Consider the following 17,982-nt stretch of genomic DNA (forward strand, 5'->3'; position numbering starts at 1 on the left):
GAGTGGTTATCCGCGTTAGAACACGCATAACCACTCACGAGGGCTAATCGAGGGAGACGTTGATGGCTCAGTCGCGGATCGAGGAAATCTGGCCGCTGTCGCCGCTGCAGGCCGGGTTGCTCTTCCACGCGGTCTACGACGGCGACGGGCATGATTTCTACATCGGCCACTGGATCCTTGACCTGGCCGGACCGGTGGACGCGGCACGGCTGCGCACGGCATGGGAGGCGCTGCTGACCCGGCACGCCCCACTGCGGGCCTGCTTCCGGCAGCGCAAATCCGGTGAGACCGTGCAGATCATCGCCAGGCAGCCGGAACTGCCGTGGCGCGTGGTCGACCTTTCGCACCTCGATGACGCTTCAGAAGCCGTGCGGGAGCTGGCCGAGGAGGATCGCACGACGCCGTTCGACCTCGCGAACGCGCCGTTGCTGCGGCTGACCCTGATCCATCTCGCCGACGACGGCCACCGCCTGGTGGTGACCTGCCATCACACGATCATGGACGGCTGGTCGCTGCCGATCGTGCTCGACGAGCTTTCGACCCTGTACCAAGGAAATAGCGAACTGCCTGAGGTGACGTCCTACCGGGAGTACCTGGCATGGCTGAGCCGACAGGACAAGGAGAAGGCGCTCTCGGCATGGGCGGCGGAGCTGCGTGGCGCCGAGGAGCCGACACTGGTCGCGCCCGCCGATCCGGGGCGTGCGCCCGGCATTCCGGAGAGCGTCGAGGTCGAACTGCCGGAGGACCTCACGCAATCGCTGGACGAGCTGGCTCGGCGCCACGGGCTGACGCTGAACACGGTCGTGCAGGGCGCGTGGGCGATGGTGCTGGCGCAGCTGGCTGGCCGCACTGACGTGGTGTTCGGGGCCGTGGTGTCGGCGCGCCCGCCGGACCTGCCTGGCGTGGAAGGAATGGTGGGGCTGTTCCTCAACACCGTTCCGGTTCGTGTGCGGCTGAACGGCTCGAAGCCGGTCATCGAACTGTTGGCGGAGTTGCAGAAGCGTCGGTCGTCACTGATCCCCGACCAGTTCGTCGGCCTGGCGGACATCCAGCAGGCGGCCGGGCCTGGCGCGATCTTCGACTCGTTGCTCGTCTTCGAGCGCTTCCACGATGCGCCTGCCGACGCGAAACCCCTTGGCATTCAGGTAAACCAGGGCCGGGTGGCCGCCCACTACCCACTGACTCTCGTCGCCGTGCCGCGCGAGTCGATGCTGATCAAGCTCGACTATCTGACGGACCTCTTCGACGAGGCCACCGCTCTATCCATTGTGGAGCGACTGACTTCGGTCCTCGGGCAGTTGACCAGTGAGATCACAGTGGCGGATGTCGCTGTGACAAGTGCGACTGAGCGTGCCCTGGTCGTGGACGAGTGGGGTGCGGCAGCCGAAGCGGCACCGAATCGCCTCGCCCTGGAGCTGTTTGACAGCCAGGTGGAGCGTTGCAGCGACGCGATCGCGGTTGTCGACCGCGATCGGGCGATGTCCTACGGGGTATTGGCTGAGGATGCCGAGCGGCTCGCGGGTTACCTGCGCGGCCGTGGGGTGCGGCGCGGGGACCGGGTTGCTGTGGTTGTGGAACGGTCCCACGACCTGATCGCGACCTTGCTCGCGGTGTGGAAAGCGGGCGCGGCCTATGTGCCGGTGGATCCCGCGTACCCGTTGGAACGCGTGAAGTTCATGCTCGCGGACGCCGATCCCGCGGTAGTGGTGTGCACGGCGGCGTACCGGGATGCCGTGCTGGACGGCGGGACCGAGCCGATCGTCCTCGACGATCCGCCGACGCGGCAGGCGGTTTCGGAATGCAGCCATCTTTCGGTTGGTACGACAGCTGATGACGTCGCCTACGTGATGTACACGTCGGGATCGACGGGCACGCCCAAGGGTGTCGCGGTCTCGCACGGCAACGTTGCGGCGTTGGTCGGTGAGCCGGGATGGCGCGTCGGCCCAGACGACGCCGTGCTGATGCACGCTTCGCACGCGTTCGACATCTCGCTGTTCGAGATGTGGGTGCCGCTGGTTTCGGGCGCCCGCGTGGTGCTGGCCGGATCGGGCGCGGTAGACGGCGCTGCGCTGGCCGCGTATGTGGCAGACGGAGTTACGGCCGCGCACTTGACCGCCGGTGCCTTCCGGGTGCTGGCCGAGGAGTCGCCGGAGTCGGTGGCTGGTCTGCGCGAGGTGCTGACCGGTGGCGACGCGGTGCCGTTGGCGGCGGTGGAGCGTGTGCGGCGGACGTGTCCGAACGTGCGGGTACGGCATCTCTATGGCCCGACGGAGGCCACGCTGTGCGCGACGTGGTTGCTACTGGAGCCTGGCCACGAGACGGGATCGGTGCTGCCGATCGGTCGTCCGCTCGCGGGGCGGCGTGTGTACGTCCTCGACGGGTTCTTGCGGCCCGTGCCGCCGGGTGTCGCGGGTGAGCTGTATGTCGCCGGAGCCGGTGTGGCGCAAGGTTATTTGGATCGTTCGGCGTTGACGGCCGAGCGGTTCGTCGCCGACCCGTTCGTGCCTCATGGGCGGATGTACCGCACCGGGGACCTGGCGTACTGGACCGACGAGGGTGCGCTGGCGTTTGCCGGACGGGCCGATGACCAGGTGAAGATCCGCGGGTACCGAGTGGAGCCCGGTGAGATCGAGGTCGTCCTCGCAGGCCTGCCTGGCGTTGGCCAGGCCGTGGTGCTCGCGCGGGATGAGCACCTGATTGGTTACGCGGTCGCTGAGGCGGGCCACGAGCTTGACCCGGTGCGGCTTCGTGACCAGCTCGCCGAGACGCTGCCCGAGTTCATGGTTCCGGCCGCTGTCCTCGTGCTGGGCGAGTTGCCGTTGACGGTCAACGGAAAGATCGACCGCCAGGCACTGCCCGAGCCGGACTTCGCGTCCAAAGCGGGCCGGGAGCCCGCTACCGACGCCGAACGAGTCCTTTGTGGAGTGTTCGCCGACGTCCTTGGCCTTGAGCGGGTTGGGGTCGAGGACAGCTTCTTCGAACTGGGCGGCGACTCGATCTCCTCGATGCAGGTTGCCGCCCGTGCGCGTCGCGAAGGCATTTCCCTGACGCCACGGCAGGTGTTCGAGCTTCGGACCCCGGAACGTCTTGCGGCACTGGCACAAGAGACCCAGCCGACGCCACGGGCCGCGGTGACCGGCGTGGGGGAGATCCCGTGGACGCCGGTAATGCGTGCCCTCGGGGACGACGCGGTGCGCCCGAACTTCGCGCAGGCGAGGGTCGTCGGCACTCCGGCAGGCTTGAACCAGGACGCCCTCGTGAAAGCCCTGCAGGCGGTGCTGGACGTGCATGACCTGCTGCGGGCCAGGGTGGAGTCCGACGGACGGCTGATCGTGGCCGAGCCAGGTGCTGTGGACGCGGGCGCCTTGGTCACGCGGGTGGCGGCTGGCGCGGGCAACCTCGACGAGATCGCCGAAGGCCAGGTCAGCACGGCGATGAGCACGCTGAACCCGTCGGCCGGAATCATGGCGCGGGCCGTGTGGATCGACGCCGGGAACGATGAGCCGGGCCGGTTGGCATTCGTGGCGCATCACCTGGCAGTCGACGCGGTCTCGTGGGGAATCCTGCTGCCGGACCTGCGTTCGGCCTATGACGCGGTGATCGCCGGTGAGACCCCTGCCCTGGAACCCGCGACGACGTCGTACCGGCAATGGGCGCTGCGGCTGAGCGAGCAGGCTCGCAGCGACAGCACGGTGGCTGAGCTCGACCAATGGGTGGCCTTGCTGGACGGCGTCGAACCGGTGCTTGAGCAGCAAACCGGGCAGTCGCACTCGTGGTCCGACGCCCTTTCCGGCCCTGTGGCACGCAACCTGGTGTCACAGTTGCCCGCGGCATTCCATTGCGGGATCCAAGACGTCCTTCTGGCTGGCCTCGCGGGTGCCGTGGCGCGGGTGCGCGGTGCTGGCGGCGGGCTGCTGGTGGATGTGGAAGGCCATGGGCGGGAAGCCGCCGATGGCGAGGACCTGCTGCGTACCGTCGGCTGGTTCACCAGCGTGCACCCGGTCCGCCTCGATCTGGGCGACCTTTCACTGAAGGCCGTCAAGGAACAGGCTCGCGCTGTCCCCGGCGATGGACTTGGCTACGGGCTGTTGCGCTATCTCAACTCTGATACCGCGGCCCGGCTTGCCGACATGCCGTCCGCGCAGATCGGGTTCAACTACCTCGGCCGGACCAGTCTGTCCCTCAAGAATCCCGCGTGGGAGGTGAGCGGCGAAGGGCCGCTCGGCGGCGGTCCGGACATGGCCTTGGCCCATCTGGTGGAGGTCGGCGCGGAAGTTCAGGACACGCCAACCGGCCCACGACTGGGGCTCGCCATCGATGGCAGGGACATCGACCCCGCGACAGTGCAGCAGCTCGGTGAGGCTTGGCTGGAGATATTGACTGCCCTCGCCGAGGATGCGGGCGCTGGCGGGCACACGCCGTCCGACTTCGACCTCGTCGACCTGACGCAGCAGGACGTGGCGGAGCTGGAGGCCGCGGCGCCAGGCCTGACGGACGTCTGGCCATTGTCGCCGTTGCAGGAAGGCATGCTCTTCGAGCGGGCCTTCGACGATGACGGCGTTGATGTGTACCAGAGCCAGCGGATCCTGGACCTCGACGGCCCGCTCGACGCGCAGCGGCTGCACGCGGCATGGAACCAGGTGCTCGCCCGGCACCACTCGCTCAGGGCCAGCTTCCACCAGCTCGCATCGGGCCAGACCGTGCAGGTCATCGTCGGCCAGGTCGATATCCCTTGGCGGGTAGAGGACCTGTCGAACGTCGATGACGCGGACGCGGCCGTCGAACGCCTGCTCGCCGAGGATCAGGCGCAGCGGTTCGACGTGACCAAGGCGCCGCTGCTACGGCTGTTGCTTATCCGCCTTGCCGCGGACCGGCACCGGCTCGTGCTGACGTCGCACCACGTTGTGCTGGACGGCTGGTCGACACCGCTCATCCTTGGCGAGGTGTCGACTGCCTACGCGGGTGGTCATGGCACGTCCACACCACCGTCCTACAAGGACTACCTCGCCTGGCTGAGCCGTCAGGACGAAGAAACGACCCGCTCGGCGTGGCGGACCGAGCTCGCCGGGTCGGACGAACCGACCATTGTGGACATTGACGCGTCCAAGACGATGGTGCTGCCGGGCCAGCACGCCGAATGGCTGTCCGAAGAGGCCACACGGGCACTCACCGAATTGGCCCGTGGCCACGGTTTGACGTCGAGCACGATCCTGCAGGCCGCATGGGCGTTGGTGCTGGCGCGCCTGGCTGGCCGGACCGATGTGGTTTTCGGGTCCGTGGTTTCCGGGCGTCCGGCGGACGTGCCGGATGTCGAGCGGATGGTCGGGATGTTCATCAACACCGTCCCGGTCCGCGTGCGGCTCGACGGCAGCCAGCCGGTGCTGGCGATGGTCAAGGACCTGCAGGCGCGCCAGTCAGCGTTGACCGAGCACCAGCACATGGGGCTGCCGGAGATCCAGAAGGCCGCGGGGCCGGGCGCGATCTTCGACACCATCGTGATGATCGAGAACTACCCGCACACCGCCGCTGGACTCGGTGACGACGGCGGCGTCGTGATCAGCGGTGTCGCTACCCGGACCGGCACCAGCTACCCGCTGACGATGAACGTCAGCCTCGGGGATCGCCTGCGGATCAACGTGTCCTACCGGCCAGACCGGATTGCCGCGGACACGGCCGCTGAGGTCGCCCGGCAGGTCGTGCGCGTCCTGGAACGCGTGGTGGCGGAACCTTCACTGCCCGTTGGCCGCCTTGGTGTGACGAGCGAATCGACGCGTGCTTCCGTTGTGGAGCAATGGAACTCGACCGGCGAGGCGCACGGCGGACCGTCGGTGGTGGAGTTGTTCCGGCAGCAGGTTGGCAAGTCTCCCGACGCGGTGGCGGTCGCGGACGGGGAACGCACGCTGTCCTACGCCGACCTCGACCGGGAATCGGATCGGTTGGCGGGGCACCTGGCTGGGCTGGGAGTGCGGCGCGGTGACCGTGTCGGTGTGGTGATGGAGCGCGGCGCGGACCTGTTCGTCGCCCTTCTCGCGGTCTGGAAAGCGGGCGCCGCGCAGGTTCCCGTGAACGTGGACTACCCCGCAGACCGGATCGAACAAATGCTTGTCGGCTGCTCGGTCGCGGTCTGTGGGGAAGCGAGCCGGGTGCCAGATGGGGTCGAGCCGGTGGACGTACTGGCGACCGGGGGAGAACCACCCGCGCTCACGATCGGCGCGCACGACGTCGCCTACGTGATGTACACGTCGGGCTCGACCGGTGTGCCGAAGGGCGTCGCGGTGCCGCACGGAAGCGTGGCGGCCCTGGCGGGTGACCCAGGCTGGTCGCAGGGCCCCGACGACTGTGTGCTGCTGCACGCGTCGCACGCGTTCGACGCGTCGCTGGTCGAGATCTGGGTGCCGTTGGTCAACGGAGCCCGCGTGATGGTCGCGGAACCGGGCGCAGTGGACGCGCAGCGGTTGCGTGAAGCGATCGTCCGTGGCGTGACCACGGTTCACCTGACCGCAGGCGCTTTTCGTGCTGTGGCGGAGGAATCGCCCGAGTCCTTCACGGGGCTGCGTGAGATCCTGACCGGCGGTGACGCGGTGCCACTCGCATCTGTCGTACGGATGCGCCAGGCATGCCCGGACGTGCGAGTCCGGCAGCTGTACGGCCCCACCGAGATCACCCTGTGCGCCACGTGGCTTGTCATCGAGCCAGGGGCCGAAACAGGCGACACCCTGCCGATCGGCGGGCCGTTGGCTGGCAGGCAGGCGTACGTGCTCGACGCGTTCCTCCAGCCGGTGGCGCCCAACGTGACCGGCGAGCTCTACCTCGCAGGCGCTGGCCTTGCGCACGGATACGTGGGCAACAACGGATCGACCTCCGAGCGGTTCGTCGCCAACCCGTTCGCTTCCGGTGAGCGCATGTACCGCACCGGTGACCTGGCGCGCTGGACGGACCAGGGCGAGCTGTTGTTCGCCGGACGGGCCGACTCCCAGGTGAAGATCCGTGGTTACCGCGTCGAGCCCGGCGAGATCGAGGCCGCGCTGGCCGAGGTCCCCGCTGTCGCGCAGGCGGTTGTGGTGGCACGGCAGGACCTCGCGGGTGAGAAGCGGCTCTTCGCGTACGTGACTGGGGAAGCGCTGGATCCTGATGAGGTCCGGGCGCACCTGGCTGCCCGGCTGCCGGAGTTCATGGTGCCGGGCGTGGTGCTGGTCCTTGACAGCTTCCCCTTGACGCTCAACGGAAAGATCGACCGCGCGGCCCTGCCTGCCCCTGAGTTCACTGGCAAGTCAGCCGGTCGCGAACCGCGCACCGAGACCGAGCGGCTGTTGTGCGACCTGTTCGCGGAAATCCTTGGGCTTGACCGGGTCGGCGCCGACGACAGCTTCTTCGAGCTCGGCGGCGACTCGATCCTTTCGATGCGGCTAGCCGCTCGGGCGCGACGCGAGGACGTCGTCTTCGGTGCCAAGCAGGTCTTTGAGCAGAAGACACCCGCGGGGATCGCGGCGGTTGCCGAGCGCGGCGGACCGAAGCGGCTCGACCAAACCGACGGCATTGGCGAAGTCGTACTGACGCCGGTGATCAAGGCACTGATCGAACGCGATCCCAGCGCGCTCAACGCAAGCGCGCAGTGGGTGACCGTCGGTGTGCCCAATGACCTGTCGATCGATGTGCTGACAGCCGGGTTGGCCGCCGTGATCGACACGCACGACATGCTGCGCAGCCGGATCGTCGAGGGGCCCAGGCTGGTCGTGGCCGACCGGGGAACGGTCGACGCGGTGGTCGAACAGGTCGAGGCTGGTGACCTGGACGAGATCGCCGGTGATGCGGCCGCAGGGCTCGATCCCGTTGCGGGCGTGATGATCCGGGCGGTCTTGGTCGGTGCAGGCAGGCTTGTCCTTGCCGCGCACCACCTTCTGGTCGACGTCGTGTCGTGGCGGACCCTGGTGGCGGACCTGCAGGCGGCCTGCGAAGCCATTGCTTCTGGCCGGAGGCCGGAGCTCGATCCGGTGGACGTCTCGTACCGCCGCTGGGCGCGGACACTGGTCGATCAGGCAGCGCTGCGGACCTCGGAACTGACGACGTGGACCGAGATCCTCGACGGAGCACCATCACGCCTCGGTGAGCTCGACCCCAAGCGCGACACCTTCGCGACCGCGGGACGTAAGTCGTGGACGTTGCCGAGGGACAAAGCCGGTGTGCTCGTGGAGAAAGCCACCTCGGCCTTCCACTGCGGTGTTCACGAAGTGCTGCTGGCGACCCTGGCAGGCGCGGTGACCCACTGGCGCGGTGGCACGGGCGTCGTGGTGGACATCGAAGGCCACGGCCGCCAGCCGATCGACGAGATGGACCTGTCCCGCACGGTCGGCTGGTTCACCGACATCCACCCGCTGCGCCTGGACGCGACCGGCGTCGACACAGCCGACGCGATCGCGGGCGGCGTCGCGGCAGGTCGCTTGCTCAAGCAGGTCAAGGAAAACGTGCGTGCCCTGCCCGACGGCGGGCTCGGCTACGGCATGCTGCGCTATCTCAACGCCGAAACCGCGCCGGTCCTCGCGGCACTGCCCACGCCGGAGATCGGGTTCAACTACCTCGGCCGTTTCTCGGCCCACACCGGTGACGCCGAGCTCTGGCAGATCGCGGGAATCTCCGGCGGTGGTTCGGAGCAGGACACGGCATTGCGGCACGTCGTGGAGATCGACGCGGTCGTCACGGACACAGTGGACGGACCCGAATTCACCCTGAACCTCACCTGGGCCGGGCGAATTCTCGACGAAGCCGATGCGGAATCGCTCGCGCGGGCATGGCTGGACATGCTGACCGGCCTGGCCACGCACGTCGACCAAGGCGGCGCCGGGGGACACACGCCATCCGACTTCCCGCTCACCACGCTGACGCAGCAAGAAGTGGCGGAGGTCGAGGCCGCCGTGCCGAGCCTCGTCGACATCTGGCCGCTTTCCCCGCTGCAGGAAGGCCTTTTGTTCCACGCCGCCGACGAGCGCGGCCCGGACGTCTACGCGAGCATGCGGACGCTGGCCATCGACGGCCCGATGGACGTCGCCCGGTTCCGGGCGTCATGGCAGGTTCTGCTGGACCGGCACCCGGCCTTGCGGGCGAGTTTCCACCAGCTCGAGTCCGGCGAGGCCGTGCAGGCGATCGCCAGCGAGGTCACGCTGGACTGGCAGGAGACCGACCTTTCGCACCTGCCCGAAGCCGAGGCGCTGGCGGAATTCGACCGTCTCGCGGAGCAGTTGCACGCCGAGCGGTTCGACCTGACCAAGGCACCGCAGCTGCGCCTGCACCTGGTGCGCATCGGTGACCGCAGGCACCAGTTGGTGTTCACGTCGCACCACATCGTGGCTGATGGCTGGTCGCTGCCACTGATCCTGGTGGACTTGCTGACGGCATACGAGGGCACGACACAGTCTGCTGCGACCTCGTACCGCGACTTCCTTGCCTGGATCGCTCGCCAGGACAAGGCGGCGGCCAGGGAGGCATGGCGGAGCGAGCTCGCGGGGCTCGACGAGGCGACGCACGTCGTACCGCCGGAGTCGATCATCACGCCGATCGAGCCGGACCGCGTCGGCTTCGAGCTCGACACCGAGTTGAGCAAGCGCTTGGTCGAGTTTACTCGCAGGCACGGTGTCACGGCGAACACGCTCTTCCAGGGAGTCTGGGCGCTGCACCTGGCTCGGCTGACCGGACGCCAGGACGTCGTCTTCGGCGCCGCGGTGGCCGGGCGGCCACCCGAGATCCCCGGTGTCGAGTCGTCGGTCGGTCTGTACATGAACATGCTGCCGGTCCGGGCCACCCTCACCGGCCAGCAACCGATCATCGACATGCTGACGGACCTGCAGGAACGGCAGATCGCGCTGCTGTCGCACCAGCACATCGGACTGAGCGAGATCAACCAGCTCGCCGGTCAGGGCGCGGCCTTCGACACGATCGTCGTGTTCGAGAACTACCCGCCCCCGCCGCCTCGGTCCGACGGCCCGGACGCGCTTGTCATACGTCCCACCGGAATTCCGAACGACACCGGGCACTATCCGATCTCCATGCGCGCGGGCGTGTCGGGGCACGGCGAGTTCATTTACCGGCCGGACGTGGTCAACCGCGCCGAGGCCGAGGAGATGCTCGCGGCGATCCTGCGGGCGCTTGAGCAGGTCGTCGCCGATCCGCAGATCCCGGTCGGCCGCGTCGGCCTGATCGGTCCGGAGCAGCGTCGCCTGGTCGTGGACGAGTGGAACCAGACCGACGCGCCAGTCACAAACGAGACGCTGCCCGCGCTTGTCCGCCAGCAAGCCGAGCAGACACCCGACGCGGTGGCGGTGCAGGACGCGGCGCGGAGCCTGTCGTACAGCCAGTTGCTGGGCGAGGTAGAGGCGCTGGCACGGCTGCTCGTGGGTTTGGGCGTTCGGCGTGAGAACCGGGTCGGAGTGCTTGTCGAACGTTCGGCTGAACTGGCCGTGACCCTGATGGGGGTCACGTTCGCTGGCGGAGTGTTCGTGCCGGTCGACCCGGACTATCCCCGTGAGCGCATCGAGTTCATGCTGGCGAACTCGGCACCGGAAGTGCTTGTGTGCACTAAGACGACTCGCGAGGTTGTGCCCGCGGAGTTTACGGGCACTGTGCTCGTGCTCGACGAGCTGCCAGCTGCCGATCCGGGCGTGGAATTGCCTTCCGTGGCACCGGAAGACGCGGCGTACGTGATCTACACATCGGGATCGACCGGTGTGCCCAAGGGTGTCCTTGTCGCCCACTCCGGGCTGGTCAACCTCGGGTACGCGCACATCGAGCGGATGGCCGTGACGTCGTCCTCACGGGTGTTGCAGTTGTCGGCGATCGGCTTCGACGCCATCGTGTCCGAGCTCTACATGACGCTGCTGGCCGGTGCGACCTTGGTCCTGCCAGACGCGGCGAGCATGCCGCCCCGGGTGACGCTGGGCGACGCGATCCGCAAGGCGGGCATCACGCACCTGACCGTATCGCCGAGTGTCCTGGCGAGTGAGGACGATCTGCCCGACACCCTGCAGACCGTGTTGACGGGCGGCGAGGCACTACCGCCCGCGCTGGTGGACCGGTGGTCGCCGGGCCGTCGGGTGATCCAGGCCTATGGGCCGACGGAAACGACCATCTGCTCAACGATGAGTGCCCCGCTTTCGCCGGGACACGAGCAGGTTCCGCTCGGTGGGCCGATCTACAACGTGCAGCACTACGTGCTCGACGCCTACCTGCAGCCGGTGCCGCCCGGGGTGGTCGGCGAGCTGTACATCACCGGCGTCGGACTGGCTCGCGGATACCTCGGACGCCTTGGCCTCACGTCGGAACGGTTCGTCGCCAGCCCGTTTGCCCCGGGTGAGCGGATGTACCGCTCCGGCGACCTGTTCCGCTGGACCCGGGAGGGCCAGCTGATGTTCGCTGGCCGGGTAGACGCGCAGGTCAAGGTGCGTGGCTACCGGGTCGAGCCAGCCGAGATCGAGGCCGTGCTGATCGAGCATCCAGGGGTTGCCCAGATGGCGGTCGCGGTCCGCCGGGACGGGCCGGGTGACAAGCAGTTGGTGGCGTATGTCGTGCCGTCGGCTGACGCTTCGGACACGCTGACCTCGTCGCTGCGTGAGCTGGCGGCCGAACGCCTGCCGGAGTACATGATGCCTGCGGCGTTCGTGTCGTTGGACCGGATGCCGTTGACTCCCAACGGGAAGCTCGACCACAAGGCGCTTCAGGCACCCGACTTCGCCGCGATGTCAACGAAGCGTGGTCCGAGCACGGCTATGGAGGCGCGGCTGTGCGAGCTGTTCGCGGACGTGCTCGGTCTTGACCAGGTCGGCGTCGACGACAGCTTCTTCGAGCTCGGTGGCGACTCGATCACCTCGATGCAGCTGTCCGCCCGAGCCCGCCGCCAAGGGCTGGAACTGACGCCGTGGCAGGTGTTCGACGAGAAAACGCCGGAACGGCTGGCGGCCATGGTCAAGGAGCTCCAGGTCGAGGAGGAGCCCGCCGAGGCGCCCAAGCCCGCGGCAAGCCCACTCCTTGCTCTTTCACCTGACCAGATGAACCAACTCGAGGCCGGACTGGCCGGTGAATAACTTCCATAAGGAGCAGATCGTGACCGTTGACGACACTCGCGCGAAGCCGCGCTCCAGTGTGGAAGACGTCTGGCCGCTTTCCCCGCTACAGCAAGGAATGCTCTACCACACGGCCCTCGACGACGACGGCCCGGACACCTACACCGTGCAGACCGTCTACGGCATCGACGGCCCGCTGGACGCTGATCGCCTGAGGGCCTCGTGGCAGGCTCTCGTGGACCGGCATGCCGCGCTGCGGGCCTGTTTCCGTTACGTCAGCGGCGCGCAGATGGTCCAGGTCATCGCACGCGGCGCCGAGATTCCGTGGAACGAGACGGATCTTTCCGGCCTCCCGGAGGACATCGCCGACGACGAGGTGGACCGGCTCGCGGCGCAGGAAGTGGCCGAGCGGCTGCGTATCGAGGTGGCGCCGCTGATGAAGCTGCACCTGGTCCGGCTTGGCCCGGAGCGTCACCGGCTCGTGCACACGCTGCACCACGTGCTGGTCGACGGCTGGTCGATGCCGATCATCCACCGCGAGCTCGCGGCCATCTACGCGGCAGGCGGTGACGCGTCCGGGCTTCCGCCCACGGTGTCCTATCGGGACTATCTGGCGTGGCTTGGCCAGCAGGACAAGGACGTTGCCATCGCGGCTTGGCGCAAGGAGCTCGCCGGGCTGGACACGCCGACCACGGTCGCCCCGGCGGATCCGACCCGCGTGCCGGACATCGACACCACGGTGATCGAGCTGTCCGCGCAGTTGACGGACGATCTGTACAAGTTGGCGCGCAGCCACGACCTCACTTTGAACACGGTCGTGCAGGGCGCGTGGGCCGTTGTGCTGTCACAGCTGGCCGGTCGTAACGACGTGGTTTTCGGCGCGACGGCGTCGGGTCGGCCAGCTGACCTGCCCGGTGTCGAGGCGATGGTCGGGCAGCTGCTCACCACGCTGCCGGTCCGTGTCCGGCTCGATGGCGGGCGTCGGGCGGTCGAACTGTTCGCGCAGCTGCAGCGTGACCAGTCCGCACTCATGGCCCATCAGCATCTCGGCTTGCAGGACGTGCAGGCAGTTGTGGGACCGGGCGCGGTTTTCGACACGCTCGTCATCTACGAGAACTTCCCGCGCAAAGGACTCGGCAAGGCCCCGGACGGCGGCCTTTCGCTGATCCCGGTGAAGCGCGGGCGTAACTCCTCGCACTACCCGTTCACACTGATCACCGGTCCCGGCGAGCAGATGCCGCTGATCCTCGACTACGACCGCGGCCTGTTCGACCCGGCGGCCGCGCAGTCGGTCGTCGGTGCCTTGGCTCGTGTGCTGGAGCGGCTGGTTGCCGAGCCCGATGTCCTCATTGGCCGTCTGACGCTGGTCAGCGAGGCCGAGCGTGCCTTGGTGGTTGACGAGTTCAACGCGACCGCGGGCCCGGTACCCGGGGACTCGGTGATCGAGCTGTTCGCCCGCCGCGTCGCCGAGGCACCCGACGCGGTGGCGATCACCGATGCCAGCGGCGCGAACCTGACCTACGCCGAGGTCGACCAGGCGTCGAACCGGCTGGCCGGTTACCTCGCTGGTCGTGGCGTCGGCCGTGGGGACCGTGTCGGTGTGGCCATGGAACGGTCGCCGGACTTGCTGATCGCGTTCCTGGCGATCTGGAAAGCGGGCGCCGCCTACGTTCCGGTCGACGTCGAGTACCCGGCCGAGCGAATCGCCTTCATTCTCAACGACTCCAAGGTCTCGATCGTCCTGTCCACTCAGGACACCTCTGGAGTGGCCGAGAACTCGATCGTCCTCGACGCCCCGGAAACGCGCGCGGCCATCGATGGCTGTGCTGCTCCGGAAATCCAGCTGTACGCGGGCGATCTGGCGTACGTCATGTACACCTCCGGGTCCACCGGCCTGCCGAAGGGCGTGGCCATCCCGCATGGGGCTGTGGCTGGTTTGGCTGGCGACGCGGGCTGGCAGATCGGTCCGGATGACGGTGTGCTGATGCACGCGACGCACGTCTTCGACCCGTCGCTCTATGCGATGTGGGTGCCGCTCGTCTCGGGTGCCCGGGTCCTGCTCACCGAGCCGGGCGTGCTGGACGCGGCCGGGGTACGCCAGGCCGTGCAACGCGGCGCGACTTTCGTGCACCTCACGGCCGGTACCTTCCGTGCCCTCGCGGAAACGTCCCCCGAATGTTTCGAAGGTCTGATCGAGATCGGGACTGGTGGCGACGTGGTTCCCGCGCAGTCCGTGGAGAACCTGCGGCGGGCCCAGCCCGGCCTTCGGGTCCGCAACACCTACGGGCCGACCGAGACCACTCTGTGCGCGACGTGGCTGCCGATCGAGCCTGGTGATGTGGTTGATCGGGAGCTGCCGATCGGCCATCCGATGACCAACCGGCAGATCTACATCCTCGACGCGTTCCTGCGTCCCGTCGCGCCGGGTGTCGCGGGCGAGCTGTACATCGCCGGTACGGGCCTGGCCCGCGGGTACCTCGACAGCCCCGGCGTGACGGCCGAGCGGTTCGTGGCGAGCCCGTTCGTTGCCGGGGAACGGATGTACCGCACCGGCGACCTGGCGCGCTGGACCCGTGACGGCGAAGTGGTGTTCCTCGGGCGTACCGACGAGCAGGTGAAGATCCGCGGCTACCGGGTCGAACTCGGCGAGGTCGAGGGCGTCCTGGCGGCCCAGCAGGGTGTTGTCGAGGCAGTTGTCCTGGCACGGGAGGACCAGCCGGGGGAGAAGCGCCTGGTCGGCTACTTCGTCTCGGACGGCACTGACGCGGGACCGGAGGAGATCCGGCGGCAGATGGGCCTTGTCCTGCCCGCGTACATGGTTCCTGTGGCTGTTGTCGCCCTGCCTGGCCTGCCTGTCACGCCCAACGGCAAGGTGGATCGCCGGGCACTGCCCGCTCCGGATCTCGCCGGACGCGCGTCGGAGAACGCGCCGGAGAGCGAGGCCGAGAAGGTGCTGTGCGCGCTCTTCTCCGAGATCCTTGGTGTCGAGCAGGTTGGTGTCGATGACGCCTTCCATGACCTCGGCGGCAGTTCGGCGCTGGCCATGCGGCTCATCGCGCGGATCCGTGAGGAACTCGGCGTGGATATGCCGATCCGGCAGCTGTTCTCGTCTCCGACTCCCGCGGGTGTCGCGCGAGTGCTCGCCGCGAAGTCACGTCCCGCGCTCGAAGCCGCCGCGCGGCCAGACCGGATTCCGCTCACCGCACGGCAATTGCGCGCCTGGCTGCTGGCGCGTCCGGGCGAAGACACTGCCGGCCAACACATCTCGGTCGCGCTGCGCCTGCGCGGCAAGCTGGACGTGCCCGCGCTGGCGGCGGCGCTCGGCGATGTCGCGGCACGGCACGAAATCTTCCGTACGACCTTCCCTGGCGACGCGCAGACCGTGTACCAGCACATCCACGACGCCGCCGTGGTCGAGTTGACGCCGGTCCCTGCGACAGAAGAGAACCTTCCCGGGTTGCTCGCTCAGCGCCGGATCTTCGATCTGACCAAGGAAATACCGTGGCGCTGCGACCTTTTCCAGCTCTCGGAAAAGGAACACGTTGTGCACCTGCAGGTGCACCGGATCCTGGCTGACGACGACTCGATGGACGTGTTCTTCCGTGACCTGGCGGCCGCGTACGGCGCTCGGCGCGAGGGCCGGGTCCCTGAGCGTGCGCCGCTGGCGCTGCAGTTCGCCGACTACGCGATCTGGGAGCAGCGACTGCTCGCGGGCGAGCGTGAACTCGACAGCCTGATCAACGAGCAGATTGTCTTCTGGCGCGACAACTTGGCCGGTATCGACGGGGAGACCGTGCTGCCGTTCGACCGTCCGCGCCCGGCGATCCCGTCGCGGCGGGCTGGCTCGGTCGAACTGCGGCTGGAGGCTGGCCCGCATGCCCAGCTGATGGCCGCCGTTGAAGAGGCTGGCGCGGACCCGTTCCAGGTGGTGCACGCCGCGCTCGCCATGCTGCTGAGCAAATACGGCGCTGGCCACGACCTGGTGATCGGCACGGCCCTGCCTCGCGACGAGGACCTGATCGACCTCGAACCCATGATCGGGCCGTTCGCCCGTCCGGTCGCGTTGCGCACGGACGTCTCGGGCGACCCGACCTTCCTTGAGGTCGTCACCCGGGTGCAGGAGGCGCTGCAGGCCGCGCAGGAGAACCTGGACGTGCCGTTCGAGCGCCTCGCCGAGCTGCTGGACCTGCCTGCCTCGCTGTCCCGCCACCCGGTGTTCCAGGTGGGACTCGAGGTTCGGGAAGAGGACCTCAGCTCGTGGGACGCGACCGAACTGCCCGCCCTGCGCACCGAAGCCCACCCCGTCGGGCCTGAGGCCACTGAGCTGGACCTCGCGTTCAGTCTCGACGAGCGCCGCGACGACGATGACAACGAGGACGGCATCGAAGGCACGCTTCGGTATGCCGCCGACCTTTTCGACGAGGACACCGCCGAATCGGTGGCCCGTCGGCTGATCCGCGTCCTTGAACAGGTCGCTGAAGATCCTCAGCGACGGATCAGCGAGGTGGACATCTTCCTGGACGACACCGAACGCAACCGTCCACCGATCGCACCCGCGCGGTGGTCCGGTCACGTGCCCGCGGCGGTCGCCGACCTGGGCCCGGTCGGCGCGCTCGTGCTCGACGACCAGCTGCGCCCGGTCGCTCCCGGTGCCGTCGGCGATCTGTACGTCACCGGTCCGGCAGTGGACGCGGGAGACGCTGGCCCGACCGTGCCGATGCCGTTCGGGACTCCGGGACACCAGATGCTGCGCACGGGTTTGCTCGTCCGTAAGACCTCGGCCAAGACCCTGGTTGTCGTGGGTGAGCGGCGGCGGTCAAGCGCCTCGGTGAAGACGGGCGACTTCGAGATCTTGCTGCCGTTGCGGGTCGATGGCGACCGCCCGCCGCTGTTCTGCGTGCACGCGAGCGGTGGCCTGAGCTGGAACTACGAGCCACTGCTCCGGCATCTTCCGGTGAATCAGCCGGTGTACGGCGTGCAGGCGCGTGGTTTGGCCCGCACCGAGCCGCTGCCCGGCAGCGTCGAGGAGATGGCGGCCGACTACCTCGAGCAGATCCAGGCCGTGCAGCCGACTGGGCCGTACTACCTGCTCGGCTGGTCGCTCGGCGGACGTGTCGCGCAGGCCATCGCGAGATTGCTTGAGGCACAAGGGGAGCAGGTAGGCTTGCTGACCCTGCTCGACGCCTATCCCGTCTACATGGGACGCAATGCGACCGGCACCGCGAGTGAGCAAGCCGAGCGTGACGAGGCTGCCATGGAGAAACGCAACCAGCAGGACCTCGACCTCGCGGGCCAACTGGTCAAGGGCGCAGCCGCCAGGGCACGCCTTGAGGCCGTCATGCGAAACCTCTGGGAGGTCGGGCCACGGCACACCGCCTCGCCCTTCACCGGCGACATCCTGCTCTTCGTGGCCACAGTGGACCGTCCGGAACACCTGCCCGTCCCGGTGGCCAAGGCCAGCTGGACGGACTACACCACCGGGGCCATCGAGTCGCACGAGATCGCGTCCAACCACTACGACATGGTGCAACCCGCCGCGTTGGCCCAGATTGGTGCCATCGTCGCCGAGAAACTCCGGTCGCGGCCGGAGTCGGAAAGGACACAACGATGACCAACCCGTTCGACAACGAGGACGGCACCTTCTTCGTGCTGGTCAACGACGAGGGCCAGCACTCGCTCTGGCCGACCTTCGCCGAGGTGCCTGCCGGCTGGACCCGCGTGCACGGTGAAGCAAGCAGGCAGGAGTGCCTCGCGTATGTCGAGCAGAACTGGACGGATCTGCGGCCGAAGAGCCTGATCCAGGCGCTCGGCGCCTGACCTGTCCAGCCGCTCAATACGGACGGTTGGACGAGCTCGAGGCTCGTCCAACCGGTTTTCCGGGAAAGGACCTGTGCGGTGATCGAGGAGAACGACGTTGTCCGTGGTTCGTTCGAGG

The 17,982-nt window shown here is 68.1% G+C and carries 3 protein-coding genes; all 3 read left to right on the forward strand.

The window, feature by feature from the left end; genetic code table 11:
* The first annotated feature begins 62 nt into the window (after nt 1–62).
* Genes LWC34_RS09910 through LWC34_RS09920 form a run of 3 tightly spaced genes read left to right on the forward strand, consistent with a single transcriptional unit; the run spans nt 63 to nt 17,864 of the window.
* Complete coding sequence (locus tag LWC34_RS09910; protein ID WP_233724700.1) at nt 63–12,068, forward strand: non-ribosomal peptide synthetase; 12,006 nt, start codon at nt 63–65, stop codon at nt 12,066–12,068.
* A gap of 19 nt (nt 12,069–12,087) precedes the next feature.
* Nucleotides 12,088–17,658, forward strand: a complete 5,571-nt coding sequence (locus tag LWC34_RS09915) for a non-ribosomal peptide synthetase (RefSeq protein ID WP_233724701.1) — start codon at nt 12,088–12,090, stop codon at nt 17,656–17,658.
* On the forward strand, nt 17,655–17,864 hold the full coding sequence (locus tag LWC34_RS09920; RefSeq protein ID WP_233724702.1) for an MbtH family protein: 210 nt from the start codon (nt 17,655–17,657) through the stop codon (nt 17,862–17,864). Before LWC34_RS09915 ends, LWC34_RS09920 begins: the two co-directional genes overlap by 4 nt.
* The last annotated feature ends 118 nt before the right edge of the window (nt 17,865–17,982 follow it).

It is taken from the genome of Kibdelosporangium philippinense (assembly GCF_021390435.2).
Taxonomy (GTDB): domain Bacteria; phylum Actinomycetota; class Actinomycetes; order Mycobacteriales; family Pseudonocardiaceae; genus Kibdelosporangium; species Kibdelosporangium philippinense.

Coding starts and splice junctions, on each gene's coding strand:
- LWC34_RS09920 (WP_233724702.1), top strand. CDS start 17,655: ATGACCAACCCGTTCGACAACGAGGACGGCACCTTCTTCGTGCTGGTC.
- LWC34_RS09910 (WP_233724700.1), top strand. CDS start 63: ATGGCTCAGTCGCGGATCGAGGAAATCTGGCCGCTGTCGCCGCTGCAG.